This is a genomic window from Clostridium sp. UBA2485, from assembly GCF_002341865.1.
Classification (GTDB): Bacteria; Bacillota; Clostridia; order Clostridiales; family Clostridiaceae; genus Clostridium_J.
In genome coordinates this window covers 1-14,326 of the sequence record NZ_DDOV01000016.1, presented here as the reverse complement: position 1 = coordinate 14,326, position 14,326 = coordinate 1, and the positions used below count along the sequence as shown (strand labels likewise).

At 28.4% G+C, this 14,326-nt stretch carries 13 protein-coding genes and 1 pseudogene; all 14 read left to right on the top strand.

The annotated features are described in order from the left end of the window. The first annotated feature begins 460 nt into the window (after positions 1-460). The 14 genes and pseudogenes from B3603_RS02175 (at position 461) to B3603_RS02110 (ending at position 13,903) form a co-directional block, all read left to right on the top strand. Positions 461-1,656: pseudogene (locus tag B3603_RS02175) on the top strand (pyridoxal phosphate-dependent aminotransferase). Positions 1,657-1,684: 28 nt separating this feature from the next. Continuing rightward, positions 1,685-1,942, top strand: coding sequence for an HPr family phosphocarrier protein (locus B3603_RS02170; RefSeq protein ID WP_291560173.1), 258 nt, complete (start codon positions 1,685-1,687; stop codon positions 1,940-1,942). 68 nt (positions 1,943-2,010) lie between these two features. Then, the gene (locus B3603_RS02165) at positions 2,011-2,991 is read left to right on the top strand and encodes a tyrosine-type recombinase/integrase (protein ID WP_291560171.1); all 981 of its coding nucleotides are present in this window, start codon (positions 2,011-2,013) and stop codon (positions 2,989-2,991) included. Between the two features lie 265 nt (positions 2,992-3,256). After that, positions 3,257-3,859: a superoxide dismutase gene (locus tag B3603_RS02160; protein ID WP_291560168.1), complete on the top strand. Its 603-nt coding sequence runs from the start codon at positions 3,257-3,259 to the stop codon at positions 3,857-3,859. A 215-nt stretch (positions 3,860-4,074) separates the two neighbouring features. Further along, a complete protein-coding gene (locus tag B3603_RS02155; RefSeq protein ID WP_291560166.1) occupies positions 4,075-4,536 on the top strand; it encodes a hypothetical protein in 462 nt (153 codons plus the stop codon). 609 nt (positions 4,537-5,145) lie between these two features. Further along, positions 5,146-5,739, top strand: coding sequence for a C40 family peptidase (locus B3603_RS02150; RefSeq protein ID WP_291560164.1), 594 nt, complete (start codon positions 5,146-5,148; stop codon positions 5,737-5,739). A gap of 99 nt (positions 5,740-5,838) precedes the next feature. Further along, positions 5,839-6,552 carry an SPOR domain-containing protein gene (locus B3603_RS02145; protein WP_291560162.1) on the top strand — a complete coding sequence of 238 codons (714 nt, stop codon included), beginning with the start codon at positions 5,839-5,841 and terminating at the stop codon, positions 6,550-6,552. A gap of 460 nt (positions 6,553-7,012) precedes the next feature. Beyond that, positions 7,013-7,273, top strand: a complete 261-nt coding sequence (locus B3603_RS02140; protein ID WP_291560160.1) for a DUF4321 domain-containing protein — start codon at positions 7,013-7,015, stop codon at positions 7,271-7,273. A gap of 12 nt (positions 7,274-7,285) precedes the next feature. Continuing rightward, positions 7,286-7,861 (top strand): Maf-like protein, encoded by a 576-nt coding sequence (locus tag B3603_RS02135; RefSeq protein WP_396152343.1) that lies wholly within the window; start codon positions 7,286-7,288, stop codon positions 7,859-7,861. A gap of 15 nt (positions 7,862-7,876) precedes the next feature. Further along, the gene (gene radC, locus B3603_RS02130; RefSeq protein ID WP_291560156.1) at positions 7,877-8,560 is read left to right on the top strand and encodes a RadC family protein; all 684 of its coding nucleotides are present in this window, start codon (positions 7,877-7,879) and stop codon (positions 8,558-8,560) included. Between the two features lie 22 nt (positions 8,561-8,582). Next, positions 8,583-9,593 (top strand): rod shape-determining protein, encoded by a 1,011-nt coding sequence (locus tag B3603_RS02125; protein ID WP_039632012.1) that lies wholly within the window; start codon positions 8,583-8,585, stop codon positions 9,591-9,593. Positions 9,594-9,595: 2 nt separating this feature from the next. Beyond that, positions 9,596-10,447 carry a rod shape-determining protein MreC gene (mreC, locus tag B3603_RS02120; RefSeq protein WP_291560152.1) on the top strand — a complete coding sequence of 284 codons (852 nt, stop codon included), beginning with the start codon at positions 9,596-9,598 and terminating at the stop codon, positions 10,445-10,447. A gap of 9 nt (positions 10,448-10,456) precedes the next feature. Beyond that, positions 10,457-10,948 carry a rod shape-determining protein MreD gene (gene mreD / locus B3603_RS02115; RefSeq protein ID WP_039632016.1) on the top strand — a complete coding sequence of 164 codons (492 nt, stop codon included), beginning with the start codon at positions 10,457-10,459 and terminating at the stop codon, positions 10,946-10,948. A gap of 12 nt (positions 10,949-10,960) precedes the next feature. Beyond that, a complete protein-coding gene (locus tag B3603_RS02110; protein ID WP_291560147.1) occupies positions 10,961-13,903 on the top strand; it encodes a penicillin-binding transpeptidase domain-containing protein in 2,943 nt (980 codons plus the stop codon). The last annotated feature ends 423 nt before the right edge of the window (positions 13,904-14,326 follow it).

The following is a 14,326-nucleotide window of genomic DNA, read 5'->3' as shown; positions in this document are numbered from 1 at the left end:
GATGTGGTCACTTCTTATAAAGAACATCAAGTGTATTACTAGTAAAAAATCCATTAAAGAAATTAGTTTGATTAAAACTAATTTCAACGTGAATTGTGAATTGTTTTAAGTTGTGAATTGAAATATTTAAGGGCGTAACTAAATTTGAATATACATTAGCTTTTCAAGTAGTACATCCCTATATAATAACTTTAGATTAAAAACTAATTTACATAATATTTTAAATTTCATGTTAAAATTCTTTTATTATTTTTGTAAAATATATTTATATATAAATTTAATTTTAAAATATAATCTTTATTTTGATAAATAGTCAAAATATGCCTTATAAAATTATTTACACTGAGTATAATAAATGATATATTATAGATGATATGACGTATATCCTTCATTTTATTGAAATATGAAGGGGAGTATGCAAATAATTTATAAAATTATGAAAATTTTGGGGGTAGTAACTATGAAATTATCAAATAAAGCTATGCAAATTTCTCCATCATTAACTTTAGCAATAACAGCTAAAGCTAAAAAAATGAAAGCAGATGGCATAGATGTAATAGGCTTTGGTGCAGGAGAGCCAGATTTTAATACTCCAAAAAACATTCAAGAGGCTGGCATAAAAGCTATGCAAGAGGGATTAACAAGATATACAGCTGCTTCAGGAATAACAGAGCTTAAAGATGCTATAGTAAACAAATTTAAAGTAGATAATAATTTAATTTACAAACCTTCTCAAATAGTAATTTCAACTGGAGCTAAACAATGTTTAGCGAACGCATTACAAGCAATACTAAATCCTGGAGATGAAGTATTAGTAGGAGCACCGTACTGGGTAAGTTATCCCGAACTTATTCAATTAGCTGACGGTAAAGCTGTATTCGTAGACACTAAAGAAGAAAACGCTTTCAAATTAACAGTTGAAGCATTAGAAAAAGCTACAACAAATAGAACAAAAGCGTTTATATTAAATAGTCCTAATAATCCAACAGGAACTGTTTATACTAAAGAAGAATTAGTAAAACTTGCTGAGTTTGCCAAGGAAAAAGATATATTAATAATATCAGATGAAATATATGAAAAATTATTATATGGAGTAGAAGGACATATTTCAATTGCAAGTATCTCAGAAGACGCGTATAATAGAACAATAGTTATTAACGGAGTTTCTAAAGCATATGCTATGACGNNGGTTGGAGAATAGGATACGCTGCAACTAGCGAAGAGATAACTAAGCTTATGTCTAATATTCAAAGTCATACAACTTCAAATCCTTGTTCAATATCTCAATATGCTTCAGTAGAAGCTTTAAATGGAGATCAAAGTGAAGTTGAAAACATGAAAAAACAATTTAAAGCAAGAAGAGATTTTATGGTTGATAGAATTAACTCAATAAACAACTTATCTTGTGTTAAACCAGAAGGAGCTTTCTATGTTATGGTTAACATAAGCAAAATTTTAGGTAAGGAATTTGATGGAAAAATAATTAAAGATTCCTTAACTTTCTCCGATTTATTATTAGAGAAAGAAAAAGTTGCAGTTGTACCAGGAATAGCTTTTGGAGTTGATAACTTTATAAGATTATCTTATGCAACATCTATGGATAACATTAAAAATGGATTAGATAGAATTGAAAAATTTGTAAATAGCATAGGGTAGTTTTAAATAAACTATAGAGGTGATGCTAGTGATATCAAAGGATGTTATTGTAAAAAACCCACAAGGGTTACATGCAAGACCAGCTACACTGTTAGTTAGAGTAGCTTCATCTTTCAAATCAAATATAAATATTGAGCACAATGGAAAAAGCGCTAACGCCAAAAGCTTGATAGGAATACTATCTTTAGGTATAAATAAAGATTATAAGATTACTGTTTCGGCTAAAGGTAGTGATAAAGAAAAGGCGCTAGGAAGCATTTGTGACTTAATAGAAAGCTTCGAATAATTAACATAATAAAAGCTGCTGACGTTTGTTAGCAGTTTTTATTAAGTTATAGACATTAGGTGATAGATATGAATAACGATATTATTATTAAAAATGAGCAGAGAATAACTAATTTATTTAATGATAAAAATTTTATAAGATATTTTTTAGATTTAAAAGCCAATAAAAGCAAATATACTGCTAAAAGTTACGAGAGAGATATTAAAGATTTTTTTAAAGTAGAATATGTTGAAGATATAACAATTAATCACATTAGAGCAGTGACTATATTTGATGCTCAAAATTATATTTTAGAATTAAGTTCTAAGAAATTTTCTTCTGCTACTATAAATAGAAAAATTTCATCATTAAGTGCACTTTATAAATGGTTATTAAAATTTCAAGATAATAGTACAAGAAGTGAACTTATAAAATATAATCCTTTTGGCAATTTAAAAGAAGAAAAGCCAGTCATAAACAATAAGGACACAGAATTTTTAACAAAGGAAGAATGTAAAATTTTGCTTCAAAGTATAGATACTACTAATATAATAGGAATTAGGAATAAAGCTATAATGTCATTAGCATTGACTACAGCCTTAAGAAAATCAGAAATTATAAACATAAAACTAAAAGATGTAACTACCTATGGAGGTTATGATGTTATTAACATAACTAGAAAAGGTAATATTAAAGATATAATAAAAATTCAAAAAGGGGTATTAAATCTAATAAGACAATATGTTGAAGAGAGTAATAGAGATTTTAAAAAAAATTGGAATGAATATCTGTTCTTAGGTCATTCTAAAAATAGTTTAAAAAAGGAAAAATTAGATCCTAGCAGCTTAAATTATATAATTAAGCAAATTTGTAAAAATGCAAATATAAATAAAGATTTAAAAGTTCACTCTACGAGACATACTGCTATAACACTAGCTATAACAGAAGGTGCAACTATAGAAAAAGTAAGGGAATTTGCAGGACATAAAAATTTAGCAACTACAAATAGATATATTCACTCCATAGATAAATTAAAAAATAATGCAGGGGATATTATAGATATTCTTTAAAGCTAATATACAATTAAAGTATATTAGCTTTAATTATATATAAAAATAATATAATAACTTCTTTCTCTTCACTAATAAAAAACTTCAAAATTACAACATAATCCTAATAGAAGTAAATTTCATGTATTTTAAAGGAACAAATTAAATATAATGTATTAAAGCGTCTAAAATAGAGTGATTAGTCATATGCAAAATTAAATAATATTAATTAATGATTGATTGTTTATTTGTTGATGCATAAAGTAATAATTTAGGAGAGTGTATAATGGAGGAGAAATTAAGTCCTAAAACTTTTAATTTTAAAAGTATTAAAGGAATAAGCCTAAATCAATTAGAACAACATTATAAATTGTACGAAGGATATGTAACGAATGTTAACAAAATATGGAGTGGTATAAGAGAGCAAAGGGATTTTGAAGGAACAAATGCTACTTTCAGCCCCTATAGAAGTCTTTTAGTAGCTCAGAGTTTTGCATTAGATGGAGTTAAGCTTCATGAGCTTTATTTTGAAAACATGAATGGAGAAGTAAAGGGTATATCATCATGTGTTTATGAGGCAATAATCGAAAGTTTTGGTAGTTATGATTTTTTTGAAAAATTGTTTAAAAACGCAGGTTTAGCAGTTAGGGGTTGGGTAGTGCTTGCATATGAGCCTATAGATAAAAAACTTCATGTATATGGACTGGACAGTCATGATTGTGGACCTATATGGAATGCTTATCCATTACTTGTTTTAGATGTTTACGAGCATGCATATATGATTGATTTTGGAATTGATAGAAAGAAATATATTGAAGTTTTTATGAATAACATTGATTGGAGAGTTGTGAATAATAGGATGGTTGCATTAAGAAAAATGTTGAATTAATTTATAGGATTGCACATAGATTTTAATGTAAGGAGTCTGAAATGTAATAACTAGTGAAGGAACATAGAATGAATGTTTTATATCAAATATGTGGGGAAGCGTCCTTAATAGTCTTGACATCAGGAAATTTTGTTGAGGTACCATTCACAAAATAGAGTGATCTATTTACTAGTTATTTATTTTTTGATCTCTAATATAAATATGGGGGTATCATAATGTATTCAAATAATGAAAGAAATCTTGATGGGGATGGAGTTCAGGAATATGAGTTTGTTCCTATAGAGCCTATGAATAATACGAGCATGTCTAAAGAGATGGAAGAATTTGCTGCTATGTATTGTATGATGGGAATTATGCCAATGCAAAGAAGTAATCCTATAGGATTTATAACACCTATGCCATGGATTATGGATGAAGAAGATAACGAATTTAAAGTTTTTGATGAAGAAGAAGATTTAAGAGGAAATGTAAATGAAAATTTAGATTTTTTAGATAATAATCTAAAAACAGCACAAGGATATCCTGGATATAATTATTTGAAAATTGATAGAATAGTTAATAGAATAGAAAGAAATAATCCAGGTATATTTAGATTCTTAGAGTCTAAAGGAGTTCCATATATGAGAGCAAGAAATTTTGTGAGAAGAATAGTAAGATTAACTCTCATGTATAGTTAAAATAATGAGTAGCATTATGCTACTCATTATTTTTTTACATATTTAAAAGTGTAACTGCATCCTTGAGTATTTCAATTTACAACTTTAATCAATTGAGAATTGAAAATAGACAATTATGATGGAAATTAATTTTATAAATTAGTTTCTTCAAATAGATTTTTTAATAAAAGTGACCCTGTCACTTTAAAAAGAAATAAACTTAAAACTTCTCTTATAAAAGAGAAGTATCAATAATTCTCCATTGTCAATAGCCAATTCGTGCTATATAAGGTGGAAATTCAAATAATCAATAACATAATTATATAGATATATAGATATATAGATTAAATTTGAAAGGAGTAAATCTATAAATATATGCTTTTATAGATTAAAATATAACAACATTATTTTGAAATATATACTTATTTAGGAATATTTGTCTTAATAAAAAAGTTGACTAGATATAGTTTGATAATTTATAATGTCTTTAAGTTAAAATTTACTAAATATAATATATATTATACAGTAATTAACCTTAGAACATTATATGATAACGTTATATATTGATTTAGAGGCATTTATTTTAAGGTTATTAATGTATATAGCTATTAGTCTTTAGGGGGAAAGTTTATGTTAAATATGAAGAAAGCCTGTGGGTTGTTATTGAATTTAATGTTGTTTATATTTGCAATTACTTTAATAAATTGCAAAAGTGTACAAGCTACTGAAACACCTAAAAAGAAAAATGAAATAATATTACGTTCAGCTAATTTATCAACAGATAAAACAATAAAAGTTCCAAATAGAACATTAGAAAGCAAGAGGCTATCCAGAGGCGGGAGTGAATCTACACCAGAGGTTGCTTATGATATAGTAGATTTAGCTTCTACTAAGCTTGGAAGTCCATATGTTTGGGCAGCAACTGGACCAGAAGTTTTTGATTGTTCAGGATTTACAAAGTATGTTTTTAGTAATTATGGTATAGACTTACCACATTATACTGGTTCACAGATAAGATATGGTAAGGGCGTTTCAAGGTCAGTTTTAGAACCAGGAGATTTAGTATTTTTTAATACTGATGGATACTCTGTATCTCATGTAGGAATATATATGGGTAATGGCCAATTTATACATGCAGCTTCAGGAACTGGAAGAGTAATAATAAGCGATTTAGGAGAAGAGTATTATTCCACTAGATATGTAGGTGCAAGAAGAATCTTTTAGAATTTAAACCGACAGTGATGTCGGTTTTTTATCATAATCCCCATAAACTATGAATATAAATTAAGGACAAGTATTTATAGGTTATAGGAGGGTAATAAAATGAAATACACAAGATATAATATAAAACCTAAGAAAAAAAATAATAATTTACTTTATCTTTTAATTATAATGTTAATCGCATTGTTATTAACTATTATGCTCTTTAATAAGTTCTCTTCTAAGGATGATTTAAAAAAAGGTAATAAAGAGATTACAGAAACAAAAAAAGAAAAGAAAAATGAAGAAACTAAAGGTGCAGAGAAAAATATTAAAAGTAGTGACTTTATACTAGTTCAATGTGGTGTATTTAAAGTAAAAGAAAATGCTGATAAATTAAAAAGTCAGTTAAACTCTTTTGGTAGCCCTTTCGTTGTAGAACAAGATAATACTTATAAAGTGTATCAAGGTATATATACTGGAAATGATTGTGATAAAGTTATAGAAAAATTAAATGGAAATAAGATTCCAAATGCTAAAATAGTAATAACTTTGCCTTATGAGGATTTATCTATAGTTGAACTAAGTAAAATTGTAGAGGCTGAATTAAAGGTAATAAATAAAACATCAGATGCACAAGTTAAATCTATAAAAACTACTGAATTAAAAAAGTGGGTGTCTTCTTTAGAAAATTTAAAGGAGGATACTCGTTCATATAATGATGTTAAAGAAATAAAAAGTTATATAGCTTCTCTTCCAGAGGAAGTGGACAAGAAAAAATCAGAAGAGATGAATATATATATATATAATAAACTAATAAAATTTAAAAATAACTAGTTAAATGGTAGAACAGGTATAGCCTGTTCTATTTTTATATTTGTAAATGTAAAAATAGAAAAACTAATATATAGTTTAATATAGCTATTTTTTTGAGTATTTTAATTTACAACTTAAATAATAGAGAATTGCAATTATGGTTAAAATTAATTTTTTTAATATATTTTTTACTAGGAACTTCATTGTCAGTCTTTTATAAGAAATGACCCTATGGATTCAAAAAACAAATTAATTTTAAACTTCTCTTATATAGGGAGAAGTTTCCATAACTGCGAACTGCCCATTGTGAATTATGAATTGACAAAACATGACTTTTAGTCATTTTTAATCCGTCCTATTTGATACCTTAAAATCCAAATTAAGGAACAGAAAATTTTTCTAAAAACTATATTATAGACTTGTTAATCATTTTATTAAATGATACACTATATAAGATAAAGAAATAAATGGGGGATATAAATTGAAAAATTCAGAAAGGAAAACCAGAGAATACATTTTTGTTATACTACTGGCAGCCATTTCTGGTAGTTTTATTGGGGAAGTGTTATCTAAAAGCGTTAGGTTTTTAGATATATTAGGAAGATCTTATTCCATTGGACTAAGTGATCCTTTTTTGTTAGACTTAAAGGTAATAGGGATAACTTTTGGTATCTATTTTAATATTAATTTAATGTCTATTATTTGTGTAATATTGGCAATAATATTATTTAGAAAATATTAGGAGTGAACAATTATGAAGATTATACTGGCATCAGCTTCAGAAAGAAGAAAAGAACTTTTAACTAGAATTATAGAGAATTTTGAAGTGATTGTTAGTGACTTTGATGAAAGCACTATAAGCTTTGATAATAATTGCGAAGAGTATGTTATTAACTTAGCAAAAGGAAAGGCTTTTAATATACTTAAAAAGCTAAATGAACATTCTCTTGTAATTGCTTGTGACACTATAGTGTATAGTGATGGCAAGGTATTGGGAAAACCAAAAAATGAAGAGGATGCTATTATCATGCTTAAAATGCTTAGTAACAAAACTCATAAAGTATACTCCGGTATAATAGTTTTAGATACAAAAACTAATAATATGAAATTTGATGCTGTTTGTACAGAAGTTAAATTTTCAAAACTAAGTAATGAAGCTATAGAGAAATATGTAAAAACTGGAGACTCTCTAGACAAAGCAGGGGCTTATGGTATACAAGGTAGAGCAGCAACATTTGTAGAAGGCATTAATGGCTGTTATTATAATGTGGTAGGCTTACCTTTAAATAGGTTAAATACTTTACTTATGGAGATGGGGGTAAATCTTTAAAAGGAAGTGTTATATTTGAACAACTTTAAACTTACAGATTTACCTAAAAATGAAAGACCTCGTGAGAGACTTTTTAGATACGGTGCATATGCACTATCTAATGCAGAACTTTTAGCAATTATTTTGCGCACAGGAAGTCAGAAAGAAGATGTTTTAAGTTTATGCAATAGAATAATATCAGACTGTAATGGATTAAATGGACTCCTTAGTTGTGATACTCAAGACTTTTTAAGTTTGTGTGGTATAGGGGAAGCTAAGGCAGCACAACTTATAGCGCTATCAGAAATTTCAAAGCGTTTTAAAACCTTTAAGTCTGGTGATGAATATAGAATAACCAGTGCTAAATCAGCAGCAGAATATGTCATGGAAGATATGAGATATTTAAAAAAAGAATATCTCAAGTTAATAATGCTTAATAGCAAAAATGTAGTTATATCTGTAAAACATATATCTGTTGGTAGCTTAAATAGTTCTATTGTTCATCCTAGGGAAGTATTTTTAGAAGCTATAAAAAATAGTAGCGCTTCAATAATTATTTGTCACAATCATCCATCAGGAGATCCTACTCCAAGTAAAGAAGATATCAGTATTACAAATAGACTTAAAGAATGTGGAAAGATACTAGGCATAGAGGTTTTAGACCATATTATAATTGGGAATGGTATTTATGTTAGCTTAAAAGAAAGAGCATTTTTATAGAAACGAAAGGAGAAAAAAGTATATGGGATTTTTTGCTAAATCAAGAGATATGGGAATAGATTTAGGGACTGCTAATACATTAGTTTATGTAAAAGGAAAAGGAATAGTGTTAAGAGAGCCATCAGTTGTGGCTATAAATAAAAAGACGAACAGGGTTTTAGCTGTAGGAAATGAAGCTAAACAAATGATCGGAAGAACTCCAGGTAACATTGTGGCTATAAGACCAATGCGAGATGGAGTTATTGCTGACTTTGACGTTACTGAAAAAATGCTAAGAAGCTTTATTGAAAAAGCGGGGGCAAAAAATGGATTTAAAAGCCCGAGAATAGTAGTTTCTTTTCCTTCAGGAGTAACTGAAGTAGAAAAAAGAGCTATAGAAGAAGCAACAAAAAGTGCAGGTGCTAGATTTGCTTGTCTTTTAGAAGAACCAATGGCGGCAGCTATAGGTGCTGGACTTCCAGTTGATGAACCAACAGGTAGTATGATTGTAGATATTGGTGGAGGAACTACAGAAGTAGCTATTATTTCTCTTGGCGGAATAGTAACTAGTAAATCTCTAAGAGTTGCTGGTGATGAGTTAGATAAGGCAATAATAGCTTACATAAAAAAACAGTATAGTTTAATGATAGGTGAACGTACAGCTGAAGCAATAAAAATAGAATTAGGTTCTGCCTTCGATTTAGGTGAAGAAGAAAGAACTATGGAGATTAAAGGAAGAGATTTAATTTCTGGATTGCCAAAAGTGACAGAAATCAATGAAAGTGAAGTTAGAGAAGCATTAAAAGAACCTGTATACTCTATAATTGACTCAATAAAAACTACACTTGAAAAAACACCACCGGAGCTTGCAGCAGATATTATGGACAAAGGCATAATGTTAACTGGTGGAGGCGCATTGTTAAGAGGAATAGACGCATTAATTTACCACGAAACTCATATGCCAGTAAATGTAGCTGACATTCCATTAGATTGTGTGGCTATAGGAGCTGGAAAAGCGCTAGATAATATAGATATAATGGAAAAAAGAGGATAATTTTGAAAAAGTTCAAGAATAAACTGGCAGTAATAGTTATACTACTGTCAGTATGCTTTTTGTTTCTTATTGGATATAGTGTTCAAAGAGAAAAAATGTCTTTCGTGGAAAATGGTGTTGGATACACCTTAAATAGTATCCAAAGTGTAGTTTATAATATAGGAAATAAAATAAAAAACTCCTTTAGTTTTATTACTAATATAAATAATATAAAAGAAGAAAATGAGAAGTTAAAAGAGGAAAATATTAAACTATCTCAAATGTCAACGGAAAATGAAATTCTCACTAGTGAAAATGAAAGATTAAGAAATATGTTGAATTTCACTAATTCTAAAAATGAGTATAAATATATAGGTGCTGATATTAAAGGATTAAGTGGAGAAAACTTTTTAGATGGATTTACTATAAATAGAGGTAGCAAAGATGGAATTAAAAAAGGCATGGTAGCAATTACAGCAGAAGGGTTAGTAGGACAAGTCACTTCTGTAGGAAGCAATTGGTCGATAGTACAGTCTTTATGTAATGAAAATATAGCTGTTGCAGCACATGTATTATCAACTAAAGAAAGTGATGGGATTGTAAAAGGATACAGAGGAAATGACGAAAAATTTCTTGCAGAAATTACAGGGCTTTCAATTAGCTCTAAGATAAAAGAAGGAGATACTATTTTAACTTCAGGATTAGGATTAGTTTATCCTAAAGGAATAAAAATAGGCACTGTGTTAGAGGTAAAGGAAGATAAAGCTGCTGTAATGAAAAGTGCAATAATAAAGCCAACTGTAGATTTTAATACTTTGGAACAAGTATTAATAGTAGTACCAGATGATATTATAGAAGTTAAATATAACTATTAGGTGATTAAAATGAAGAAAGTAATAACACTATTTTTTATATGTATTGGACTTACTATGTTGGATAATACATTAAGTACATTTATTGCTATTAAATCTATTTATCCTAGCATTTTATTTGTTTTTATAATTTCCTACTCAATAATAAATGGTCCAGTAGAGGCAATTATTTTAGGTATATTTGCTGGTGCACTACAAGATATTTATTTATTTAATGGATTAGGAATTAATATGCTTACTAATATGCTTACTTGCTATATTGCAGCACAAATTGGTAAAAGCATATTTAAAGAAAAATCCTTTGTTCCAATAATTTCAACTTTTTTTCTTAGTATTTTAAAAGGAGTTATGATGTTTAGCTTGTTTTATTTATTAAAGATAAAAGTTAATATACAAACAGCACTATATGTAAGCATATATAATATGATTTTATCTATAATTTTATATAGATATGTTTACAAACTTTCTGAAACAAAATTTATGAAGAAAGATTGGAGATTTTAGGATAGTGATATTATGGTAAAAAACAATAAAAAAGAAAAAAAATTTTCAAGATATACGGTGTTTTTTATTACTATGGCTGTGATATTTACAATTTTAATAGTAAGACTCCTATTTCTTCAAGTAGTTATGGTAGAAGAATATAGGGAAGAAGCAAGTAAAAAGCACTATAAAAATGTTTCTAAGGTAGCACCAAGAGGTGATATCATTGATAGAAAGGGAGAAGTATTAGCAACAAGCAAACAAAGTTACGCATTGATGTTTACAGAAACTCCTGAGAGTAAAGAAGTTTTTTTTGATACTATGGAAAAGGTGTTTAAAATTTTAGATGAAAATAAGATTTCTATAGTAGATGAATTTCCCATAACTGTTGAGCCGAAATTTGAATTTAAATTTAATGCTGTTGATGAAGCAAGTAAACAATGGATGGAGCTTAGATTTAAAAAAGATAGAGGATTTCAAGAGGATATAATCAATAAACTTTATAAGGGAAAAAGCGAAAGTGATCTTTCTAAGGCGGAATTACAGAAAGTAGATGAAGAATTATTAAAGATTACTGCAGAAGAAGCTTTCAATAAGCTCTTTAATGAATATAAAGAACAATTTAAGAAAAATTATGAGATTGATATTGACAAGAAAAATTATAGCTTAACTGATAAGAGAAGATACATTATTGTGTTAGATAGCATTAAGATACAAAGTTATTCAGGATATAAACCTGTGATTATATCTAACAGTTTAGATAAAGAAGCTGCGTTTATCTTTGAACAACTTCAGCCAGACTTGCCAGGTATAATGGTAGAAACTCAACCTATTAGAAATTATCCTAATGGTGAACTAGGTTCAGCTTTTTTAGGATATACTGCAAAAATAGACTCTTGGGAAAAAGAAAAATTTGAAGAAAAGGGATATGATGTAAGTGCCGATAAAGTAGGAAAAGTAGGTTTAGAGTTTAGCTTTGAAAGTATCCTAAAAGGAACTAAAGGTCAAGAGAGTATAGAAGTAAATAAGCAGGGAAGAAAAGTCAAAACTCTTGGAGAAGTTGAAGCTTATCCAGGAAAGACTTTACAGCTTAATATTGATAAAAATATACAAAAAGTTGCGGAAAGAGCATTGGATGATACTATGGCTGACCTTCAAAAACAAGGTAGGAGAAATGATGTTGATTCTACTAATGCTACAAGAGGAGCAGCCATAGTTATGGAAGCTAAGACTGGTAAAATACTTGCATTAGCAAGTAGGCCAGGATATGACCCTAATATATTTACACTTACGCCAGAACTTTCATCAAAATATTTTAATTCTGATTTAGAAAAGATGGGAAAAGAATATATTGAAAAAAGAGGACTTACCTCTATATCAGGGATATTAGATGAGAATGAATTGTCTAGTCTTTCTTACGAACAAAAGGTAGATAAATTACTTAATAGAATGTTTCCGTTAGATACTACAACAGAAAATAATACAAAGTCTAGACAAGACAGCTATGATATATTTCCTAAACCATTATATAACTATGCTACATTATCTTTAATTCCACCAGGGTCTGTATTTAAACCATTAACAGGATTAGCTGGACTTGAAGAAGGCGTTATAGATTTATCTACTACAATTAATGATGCTGGAGAATACAACAAAAGATACTCAGATTATAAGGGAGCATGTTGGATATCTAACCAAAATGGAGGTTCTCATGGTAGTATAGATATTAGAGAGGCTCTTAAAGTATCTTGTAACTATTTCTTCTATGATGTAGCAGATAGATTGTTTGCAAAAGGCGGAGAGAAATCAAGTGGACTTGATTATATAGCGAAATATGCATGGAAATTTGGACTAGGGGTAGAGCCTAATTCTAATAAAGAGCCTAAAACTGGTATAGAAATACCAGAAAATTTTGGTCAAGTTTATAACTATGAATCAAGCAAAAATAAGTTTGCTAACGAATATGTAGAGCAAATAGCTGATTATTTAAATAAAGGTATAGATTCTATAAACACTACAGCACATTATAAACCTATTGATATAAGAAGAAAAAATGAAGTTGGTAGTGATAAAGAAAAAAGTGAAATAGCTAAAATCAATGAGAAGAAAACTATATTGATTGATGCTATTAAAGAAGAGATGAAAAAAGATGTTAAAGGAAAAGAAGAAGAAATAGTTCCTAAAATGGAAAAACTTCTTAAAGATTTAATTGAGTCTGTTCCAGAATTTAAAGAAAAGAAATATACCGATAAAGATATTAAGAATATGGCAATAGCAATTAATTATGCCATAGCAGATGCTATATCTAATAAAAAATCTGCTGCTAATGCTTATGATGCTTCCATAGGACAGGGAATGAACCAATTTACTCCTCTACAATTAACAAACTATATGGCTACTTTAGTTAATGGTGGATATAGATATGAAATGCAGCTTGTGGATAAAATTATTGATCCAGTAACAGGAGAAGAGACTGTAATTAAACCTCAACTGTTAGATAAATTTGACATTAATCCAGAGTATTTAGAAGCTATAAAGCAAGGGATGGGGGATGTTGTTAGCGCAACAGAAGGTACAGGTGCTACTGCATTTACAAATTATCCATTAAAACACGGTGGTAAAACAGGTTCTTCTACTTTTAATCAAAATCAAGAGGAGGCATTAGGAAGAACTTCTTATGCCGTATTTTTAGGTTTTGCACCTTTCGATGATCCAGAAATAGTAACCTGTGTTATTATATTTGATGGAGGGCATGGAGGATATGCAGGACCAGTAGTAAGAGCCATATATGAAGAGTACTTTAAAGAAGAATTATTGAAAGTAGAACCAGGTTATGGATTTATGTATCCTGAAACACAAAATAATTCAAATCAAGATAATACCACAAATAATGAAGCTACAAATAATAACAATAATGAAAATACAGAGAATAATAATCAAGAAGATACTTTAGATCAAAATAATGATAATCAATAATAATGAAAATAGCCTTTATGCTAAATTAGCATAAAGGCTATTTTAGAAAGTTAAAGTCTTTTATAAAAATATATTTAAGAAATTAATTTCAATTATAATTGTTAATTCTCCATTATTTTAAGCTTTGTTTTCATAAATCAAATAAATCCTATACATTATTTCAAAATTCTAGATTATATGAGGAAAATAGAGTAAAATAAACTTATAACCATTAGGGGTTACTTATGGTATTCAATATAAAAACTTAAAATATACCTGAAAATAAGTTTTCTACAAAATAGTTTAAACTCTTGAAAATTAAGGATTAACTGTTAAGAATGAAGAGTTTACAGAGAAATTCACTTTTAGTGAGTTTCTTAAAATAAAATCTATTCTAAAAAAACTCTAAAGGCGTTGACGTGGAGTTTTAACTATAATTCTTTA

Coding starts and splice junctions, on each gene's coding strand:
- B3603_RS02135 (WP_396152343.1), top strand. CDS start 7,286: ATGAAGATTATACTGGCATCAGCTTCAGAAAGAAGAAAAGAACTTTTA.
- B3603_RS02110 (WP_291560147.1), top strand. CDS start 10,961: ATGGTAAAAAACAATAAAAAAGAAAAAAAATTTTCAAGATATACGGTG.
- B3603_RS02125 (WP_039632012.1), top strand. CDS start 8,583: ATGGGATTTTTTGCTAAATCAAGAGATATGGGAATAGATTTAGGGACT.
- B3603_RS02145 (WP_291560162.1), top strand. CDS start 5,839: ATGAAATACACAAGATATAATATAAAACCTAAGAAAAAAAATAATAAT.
- B3603_RS02155 (WP_291560166.1), top strand. CDS start 4,075: ATGTATTCAAATAATGAAAGAAATCTTGATGGGGATGGAGTTCAGGAA.
- B3603_RS02165 (WP_291560171.1), top strand. CDS start 2,011: ATGAATAACGATATTATTATTAAAAATGAGCAGAGAATAACTAATTTA.
- B3603_RS02160 (WP_291560168.1), top strand. CDS start 3,257: ATGGAGGAGAAATTAAGTCCTAAAACTTTTAATTTTAAAAGTATTAAA.
- B3603_RS02150 (WP_291560164.1), top strand. CDS start 5,146: ATGTTAAATATGAAGAAAGCCTGTGGGTTGTTATTGAATTTAATGTTG.
- mreD (WP_039632016.1), top strand. CDS start 10,457: ATGAAGAAAGTAATAACACTATTTTTTATATGTATTGGACTTACTATG.